This window comes from Vibrio sp. ZF 223 (assembly GCF_003050585.1).
Classification (GTDB): Bacteria; Pseudomonadota; Gammaproteobacteria; order Enterobacterales; family Vibrionaceae; genus Vibrio; species Vibrio crassostreae.
In genome coordinates, this window is record NZ_PIGB01000028.1 from 1 (window position 1) to 1,995 (window position 1,995).

General features: G+C 43.2%; 3 tRNA genes and 1 rRNA gene. All 4 read right to left on the minus strand.

The features are described 5' to 3' along the window. Positions 1-560: 560 nt before the first annotated feature. A tRNA-Val gene (locus CWO13_RS23260) sits at positions 561-636 on the minus strand. A gap of 197 nt (positions 637-833) precedes the next feature. Then, positions 834-909, minus strand: a tRNA-Val gene (locus CWO13_RS23265). Positions 910-1,151: 242 nt separating this feature from the next. Next, positions 1,152-1,227: transfer RNA gene (locus CWO13_RS23270), tRNA-Glu, on the minus strand. A 65-nt stretch (positions 1,228-1,292) separates the two neighbouring features. Continuing rightward, positions 1,293-1,995 (minus strand): 16S ribosomal RNA (locus CWO13_RS23275); the annotation flags it as partial.

The following is a 1,995-nucleotide window of genomic DNA, read 5'->3' on the forward strand; positions in this document are numbered from 1 at the left end:
AAAGGGTTTCTATTTGCTTTCACTTTAAAAAGTGAAGACAAATAAGCGTATGGCAACTAACCAAGGTTTTTGGTTGTCATCAAGAAGGGTTAATTCTTGATAACTGTTTGCCGGACTCAATTGTGAATCAATGTAAACATTGATTCGAATACAAGACACTTGAATGTGTTTGTTGTGTTTATCTAATGAAAGATAAACATTGAGAACTTTTAAATTTGATTGAATTACTCGTAAGTAATTAATCAGTCAGCTTTCCAAATTGTTAAAGAGCATAAAGCAAAAAGCTTTAATCAATAACTTACGTTATTAATTAAAGCTCTGGCTTTAACTAAATCTAAACCATCAATCTGTGTGGACACTCTAAACATTGAGAACTTTTAAATTTGATTGAATTACTCGTAAGTAATCAATCAGTCAGCTTTCCAAATTGTTAAAGAGCATGAGACTTTAAGAACCAGTGTTCTAAAATTCACATTTTCTAAAGACTCTCACAGTCGAAGAATCCAACCAGCGACATAAGAAGTGGTTTGGAGTTTTAACTTCCAAGAATATTTAGAGAATGGTGGGCGATACCGGGCTCGAACCAGTGACCCCCTGCTTGTAAGGCAGGTGCTCTCCCAACTGAGCTAATCGCCCACTAAAAGTTTTAATTCCTTCGTGGAGAAAGAATGGTGGGTCTACCATAAAGGTAAACATTGAGAACTTTTAAATTTGATTGAATTACTCGTAAGTAATCAATCAGTCAGCTTTCCAAATTGTTAAAGAGCAAGAGTTTTAAAGCATTAAACTTTCAAAACCATTTTTAAATACTCTCTTACGAGAATGCTTAAAGATGGTGGGCGATACCGGGCTCGAACCAGTGACCCCCTGCTTGTAAGGCAGGTGCTCTCCCAACTGAGCTAATCGCCCATAAAGTTTCCTTTTGTCTTCACTTTTTAAAAGTGAAAATAAAAGCCATTCTTATGGAAGGAATGGTGGAGCTATGCGGGATCGAACCGCAGACCTCCTGCGTGCAAGGCAGAACATTGAGAACTTTTAAATTTGATTGAATTACTCGTAAGTAATCAATCAGTCAGCTTTCCAAATTGTTAAAGAGCTTGATTCAATAAATGAACCATTTTTAAAGACACTTAAATAAATGCGCTTAAAGATGGTATCCCGTAGGGGAGTCGAACCCCTGTTACCGCCGTGAAAGGGCGGTGTCCTAGGCCTCTAGACGAACGGGACATAGGTTACTCTTAACTGTTTAAACATATCAATCTGTGTGGACACTTATCGTGAATATCTTCGTATAAGGAGGTGATCCAGCCCCAGGTTCCCCTAGGGCTACCTTGTTACGACTTCACCCCAGTCATGAACCACAAAGTGGTGAGCGTCCTCCCCGAAAGGTTAAACTACCCACTTCTTTTGCAGCCCACTCCCATGGTGTGACGGGCGGTGTGTACAAGGCCCGGGAACGTATTCACCGTAGCATTCTGATCTACGATTACTAGCGATTCCGACTTCATGGAGTCGAGTTGCAGACTCCAATCCGGACTACGACGCACTTTTTGGGATTCGCTCACTATCGCTAGCTTGCTGCCCTCTGTATGCGCCATTGTAGCACGTGTGTAGCCCTACTCGTAAGGGCCATGATGACTTGACGTCGTCCCCACCTTCCTCCGGTTTATCACCGGCAGTCTCCCTGGAGTTCCCGACATTACTCGCTGGCAAACAAGGATAAGGGTTGCGCTCGTTGCGGGACTTAACCCAACATTTCACAACACGAGCTGACGACAGCCATGCAGCACCTGTCTCAGAGCTCCCGAAGGCACACCTGCGTCTCCGCTGGCTTCTCTGGATGTCAAGAGTAGGTAAGGTTCTTCGCGTTGCATCGAATTAAACCACATGCTCCACCGCTTGTGCGGGCCCCCGTCAATTCATTTGAGTTTTAATCTTGCGACCGTACTCCCCAGGCGGTCTACTTAACGCGTTAGCTCCGAAAGCCACGGCTCA